Source organism: Pleionea sp. WD8-19 (genome assembly GCF_055326765.1).
Genome location: NZ_JBUZOU010000010.1, coordinates 159,291 through 165,905, shown reverse-complemented (window position 1 = coordinate 165,905; position 6,615 = coordinate 159,291). Strand labels below are relative to the sequence as shown.

At 45.3% G+C, this 6,615-nt stretch carries 2 protein-coding genes; both read right to left on the bottom strand.

Going from position 1 to position 6,615, the window contains the following annotated elements; genetic code table 11:
* On the bottom strand, window positions 1-3,822 hold a 3,822-nt coding region (locus ACTUJY_RS13425; protein ID WP_463616613.1), incomplete at its 3' end, for a SpvB/TcaC N-terminal domain-containing protein.
* A 491-nt stretch (window positions 3,823-4,313) separates the two neighbouring features.
* Window positions 4,314-6,554: a choice-of-anchor J domain-containing protein gene (locus ACTUJY_RS13420; RefSeq protein WP_463616612.1), complete on the bottom strand. Its 2,241-nt coding sequence runs from the start codon at window positions 6,552-6,554 to the stop codon at window positions 4,314-4,316.
* Window positions 6,555-6,615: the final 61 nt, after the last annotated feature.

Genomic DNA, 6,615 nt, shown 5'->3' with positions numbered 1-6,615 from the left:
GTTAACATTTTCATGGTCGTAATAGGTTCGCGTTAACAGATAATCACTGCCATTGCCGAATAACTTGGTGCTGATGATCCGGCGTCGGCTGTCCCAGGTGAATTCCGTTTTATGCACCCGCTCTTGGTTCAATACATTCGCCGGCTGTGGCGACGCGATGGAGGTCAATTTATTGGTGACGGTAGTGCTCTTCCGTTTGTTCAACCACCATTGAGTCACATCAGCCGCTTCGTACACATGCGTTTCAGTCGATTGATGCGTCACAAACTTTTGGTCGGTGGTCACCGTGGTTTTGCTCAACGGTTGCCCGTAATTGTTCAGGCTTTGTGTACTGGTCACCTGCGATACCAAGCTACCATTCTTAGGTTCGTATCGTTTACTGATGGTTTGTTCCACATACGTTAAATAGGTTTTGTTATCGATTAAACCGGTACCTTTACGATGCGCTCGAACATCCACGCGTAAATCACTGTCGTAAGGGCCATACCATTTGAGGCTGTGTTGAGTATCGGATAACAATCGACTGTCGGAATGGCGATACACTTTGACCGACTTCACCTGACCATTCATCGGAAAGCCCTGCTCAAATTCGGTTTCAGTACGTCGATTGGCCTCAACTTCAATCGCAATGATTTTCTTAAAACCTAAGTAACCGCGCCCATGAAAATTTTGACGGCCGTTTTCGTATTTAAAGCGAACGTTTCGTTTCCCAGCCACGCCATCGCTTTGACTCATTTGGTTGACCACCACCGAACGATTATAAATAAAAGGTTCAGGGTAAACGGGCGCTTCGGTCACCTCGTAAATATTAGCGTTGGCGTCGTTGAGTTTTGAATAACTAAAGTCGGTATGATTGCCTAAAGAATCCGTCACACTCTGCAATTTATCAAAACCATTCGAAACATTATTTCGATGGATTTTGTGAACGCCCCACACGGGATAATGAGCACTAGCATTGGGTCTACCTTGCGCGATGACATCCAAGTCACCGTCCAAATCGGCATCGACAATTTGCAAGTTTAAGTTAGATTCAATATTGGTGGCCGCGCTTTTAAACGTATTCGTCGCTGGATCAAACCAATATTTATTCCACCGATAAACATCCAAGTTATACGGTTGGAACATGCGACACGCTCGTAATTGAAGCATCGCTTCGGCATGGTCGCCATCGGGATTACTGGGTGCCGTAACAATGTTCAAATAGCGGTGCAACTCTAACCATTCGTCAGTCTTCAACAGTCGTTGGTTGCTGTAATACAATTCACGTTCCGCAGCTTCTTCTTCGGACAACACATAGTCGCCAGGAATGTCTTCATAACATTGCTCAACCGTTCGTGACGGCACATAGTCGTAAGTTTTCACACCCGGTGCGTAAAACTCCGTTAGACCATCCATATCCAGGTCACCCGCAACGGTGCCACTGAAGGTTACTGGCAAGTTAATGTTACTGTTCACAAATAAATTTTGCGGGTCACCGGTGTTCCAAAAAAGCGTCGAACCACAAAAGAAATCGGGATAACCGTCGGCATTCATATCCAACAGATAGTTAAACGAGCAACCCGGAATGGTCGTGTTCGACTCATTAAAGGTCGAACCGTTCGATAACAGCACGCGTTTGATATCCGTGCCACTTAAGCGATACACATCGCCTTTACCGTCGGCGTTAATATCGAGTGTCGAATATTTTTTCCAAAACATTTCGATTTCATGGATTTCGCCTTGCGCTGTGTAGCCACTGCCATTGTTTATAAATATTTGAATTCTTAATTCCGCATTTTGCGCGGGACTGGTGGTAAAGCCCGTCGGTGCCAGCAAGTCATCCAATCCATCACCATTGATGTCCAAATGCAATAAACGCAAGCCACTGATGACTTTTATCCCGGTTAAGGTTTCAACAAATTGATCGCTGTTTTTGTCATAGCGAGCCACCGCCAATTCAACCAAAGGCCGAGCGCGATAAGTATGATCAACCACATGACCACTACTGGATTTATGACCTAAGAAATCGGGAATACCGTCACCGTTAAAGTTGATGAACTGGTGCGCCATGTAATTATGTTGCACAAAATAAATTTTATCGGATTTCTCCGGATGCCCTCTTTCGATGTGAATGGTGCCCGGTCCGCTCGAATAGTTGAACGAACTTTTCACTCGATCGTTGTATCCGTCGCCATCAATATCCTGGCCGACTCGAACAAAACCACCAACCATTTGATTGTCGTTGAGCGAAAACAAGTCAACGTTTTCAAATAGGTTCGCATTCGTTTCCTCACCCCAGTTAAACACCGTCGGCATCAGACACTCGCGCTGCCCACTTGCGTCGGTCGCGCAGCGTTTAATGGACTTTAATAAACTCACACCCGAAGTTGCAGAGACCACATACCCCAACAAATATTCGTTCACCAACGTGGTGTTATTGACGTAGGTTTTAATCGCACTCACACGCTTTTTACGCAGGTGCTTACCTCCAGAAACGTACACCATACCGCTGGTCGCATCTTCCTCCCACTCAATCGATACTTTTCGATTGCCCAGCGTATTTTCGAATCCGGTGTATTGAATGTGTTGCAGTCGATGCTCACCGGTTGACGTATTGCGTTGGTACACGTAATCCATGCGATTGCCGTGTACGTCTTGCACTTTATTGATGGCCCAGGCGATTGGTAAACTTTGGCCCGCGTAAACCACTTTGGCATCGTTGGTGCTACCGAAAAAGCGTTGAGTACCGGACTGATCAAGCACTTCAAAATAACGGCTGCTTCCGCTTGAGCGTGCAATCACTTTTATCCAGCTTTCTTTTTCGGTGCGGTAAATTGAGTTTGCGGCACCGTAGCTTCCACCGACCAACACCAACCGTTCACCGTTCAAGCACAATGCGTCTTGGCTGTTAAATTGAATGGCTTTCATTTGATCGTCTTGTGCGAAAGTTTTGGCACAACGCTGAATTTGAGAAACTGCATTTAATGACCAGCCAAACCCGGCTTCACGACTGTCACTTTTACTGGAATAACTCAGAGACACATCAGGCTGCAAACCGGCACGACCGGGTGGCACCACAATTGGCAATTGATACGTTGACGCGCCGCCTTGCACATCGGCAACACCGCCCAAGTCACCGACCACTTCCTCTCCGGTAATTTCGACACCGCCATTACCACTGCCGCCATCGCTTGGATCATCAGATTGAATAAGAACCGACACCTGTCCTACCGCGCTGAATCCAGAACATGCGCTGCTGTTGCAAGCTTTTATGCGAAAGCCATAAGTCCCATTCGTTCGCGTGGTGCTGTAAGTGGTATAGGTTGTGTTGCTGATCACGGTGTTCCATGCGCCGCCGTTAGCTTGCTCCTGCACCGCGTAATACGTCACTTCGCCCGAGGGTTGATTCCAAAACACGTTAACTTGCCCGACATTATCGGCCGTTACCATCGGGGTCGAAGGTATTTCAGGTGGAGGTGTCGACACTCCCACCTTCACCACATTACTGGGTGACGACATACTGCACTCGAGTCCTGAGCCGAATCTGAGAAAACACGCTTCTACTTTGTAGGAATAATTAGCTTGTACACGGTCTGAAACCGTAAAGCTGGATGATGTGTTCGACGAAGCTTGCGTCAGTGTATAGCTGCCACCATTAACGCTTTCATACAGTCGGTGAATGGGTGGATTAGAGGTCGAACGCGTATAGGTAATGGTGTAGGTGCCATCGGCATCCGTAGCCGGCCCTTTGACATTCGTCGCAGGATAAGGCGCAGCGGCCGATAAAGTGGTAGCAAAAAACGCGGCCAAAAACAGACCGAGCGCAGATAAAACGCGGTGCATGAGTGTCCCCTGAAAAATCGGTGTGATACTTTTTTGTTTGCGAAATGTTTTTATTGGCGCAAACGGCTATTCATTTGGTGTCCCTGTGAAGCAACAACTCCCTTTTGAGACGGCGCGAAGTATCGCAAAAGTGGAAAGTTGGCTCAAGTGAGAAATGTCTCAAATGACACTCATACATTCACCATTATAGGTAAATATTCACATGCGAGATAAATCAAAAATCAAACGGAATAATACGCTGTTTTAAGAAACTTTTAACTTCGAGTTCCACTCAATGGGATACACCAATGTTCTTAAACGATCGGCCACTTATTTTGGTGTCATTTGTTTTTCAAGACGAGCGCCGTGATAGCGATCATTCATAAATGGACATTCATTCAGAGTTAAATAAAGGGCGTGAAGCTTTTAAGTTCCAATTTAAAAAACAAGAGTCCTTTAAAAACAAAAAAGCCACTCTCATTAGAGTGGCTTTTTTGTAGTGAATACAATACTTACACTCGTCGACGTCCGATTGCTAATCCAGTTAATCCTAGCAATACAAACCATCCCATTGAACCACTGCTGGCCGGTTGAACGGTATAAGGCACGTCCGATAATCCATCATCTTTTTCAACGATTCGAACGTACTCTAAACGCCAAGTCGCTGCACCGTCATCCGAACTGGTGTATTGAAAAGCAACGGTAATGTTTCCACCAATAAAGTCGGTAATATCAACTTCACCAGACTCTTTCCATTCGCGATTTCCTTCCGACCAAGCCGCTCGACTGGAAATATCAGTCCAGGTAGCTGCACTTACATCACCCGCAAAATCCGTCGAAATTAAAAGTTTTAAGTCATCACCATTGTAGTTTTTGGCAGAGCTGAATTGAACCATCGCTTCATCCCAGTCATTGGCCGTTGTATCAATGGTAGGTGACACCAGCCAGTCATTTGAAAACTCATCTCCACCAAACCCTGATATTTCAGCGAAAGATTTTTCAATGTAAGAACTCGTGCCCCACTCCATATCACTCGCTAAACTAATTGCCGTCCAATCACCAAAAGAATCATTTTCAAACTCTTCATAGCTGTAAACATTAAAATTATCTTCCATAGCGCGACCGGCATAAGCGCCACCCACATTAATGCTTTCTAATTGCCAGGTAGCCGAGCCCGTATCATCCGAAGTGTATTGGAAGGCAAACACTACTTTTTTATTATCAAAGTCTAAATCAGCGATTAAGTCGGACACATCCACTTCACCAGAGTAGGCCCACTCATAGCCACCTTGAGACCAAGTCACTCGATCAGAAATATCAATCCAAGTTGCGGTTTCAACATCAACATAATCTTCTACTTGGCCTTCTGCTTTGTAGTTTGTCGATACCAGTAACTTAATAGCAGGACCTGAAAAGTTCATTGCCGAATAAAAACTGATGGTTGGTGTATTCCAAACGCGAACATCAAAAACTGGAGAAACCAACCAATCATTAGAATCTGCATCGTCTCGGAACCCAGACATTCTAGCGAACTGAGCACCGTTATAAGAGGATTTAGCCCAAGCAAAAGACCCCGACAAATTTTCCACGCGCCATGACTTGAACCCTTTGTCAAAGTTTTCTAGCGTTTCAAATCGTGTTTCTTCGGTTTCAATAACGCCAACGGCTTTACTTCCAATTTCAATGTCATCGAGCTGCCATATAGCAGCGCCCGCATCTGAACTGGTGTATTGAAACGCGAAAGAAACAGCTTTCAATGCATCGGTATTACGCGTTCCATCTTCTTCAGTAATCATTTCCCATAATTTAACACGACCCGAGTCAACCCAATTGTAATCGCCTTCTGACCAGCTGAATAAGTCGGTAATTTCATTCCAAACCACATCAGCTTCATCAACGCCCTCTACTCCATAATTGGTAGAGTAGTAGACTTTCAGTGCATCACCGGAATAACGCGTTGCATTTTTAAATTGAAAGTAAGGGAACCGCCATTCACTCATGTCAAAAGTGGGTGAAATAAGCCAATCGTCAGAAAACTCATCGCCACCATAGCCTGAGATTCTCGCGTAGCCATTTCCATCAAAAGAACCGGCGTACCAGTCACGATTACTTGCTTTACTGACCGCAGTCCAGTCTCCTAAAGAGCCGCCAAATTCTTCTTTGTAAAGAAACTCATTGCTGGGCTCTTCGTCGGTACTGTTAACAAGAATGTTATCGAGCTCCCACTTAGCCGCAGCGCTCGGTGTCGATGTGTACTGAAACGCTAGTCGAATTGCACTTCCTTTGTATTCTGTTAAATCGATAACTCCCGACTCTGTCCAAGCGAAACCACCGCCTGACCATTCTGCCAACTCGGTAATTTCAATCCAGTTAGCACTGGATACCCACTCTACCGACGCACTTTCAGAAACATCCGTAGTGACGAATAATTTTAAATCGTCACCTGAGTATCCTTTCGCTGAATCAAATGTTAAAACAACGTATTGCTCAGAAACACTTGTTAAATCAATTTCATTTGATACAAACCAATCGTTAGAGTCTGCATCGGCTTGATAACCGGAAATAACAGCGAAATTTTCTCCACCGTAAGAACCTCGCTCCCAGTTTTCGATACTCGACAAACTGACTGGAGTCCAATTCCAGGTGTTCAAGTTTTCGTCTTCAAAGTCGTCGCTCATAATTTCCGCAGCATTAACCAACCGTAACGCTGACGCAATGATCACACTTGCGACTAATGCTTTTTTAATTAACATAATATTCACCCTACAATTCTTCTCATACCAAGAAGCTTACAGGCTTCTTGGTATGCGCTTC

Coding starts and splice junctions, on each gene's coding strand:
- ACTUJY_RS13420 (WP_463616612.1), bottom strand. CDS start 6,554: ATGTTAATTAAAAAAGCATTAGTCGCAAGTGTGATCATTGCGTCAGCG.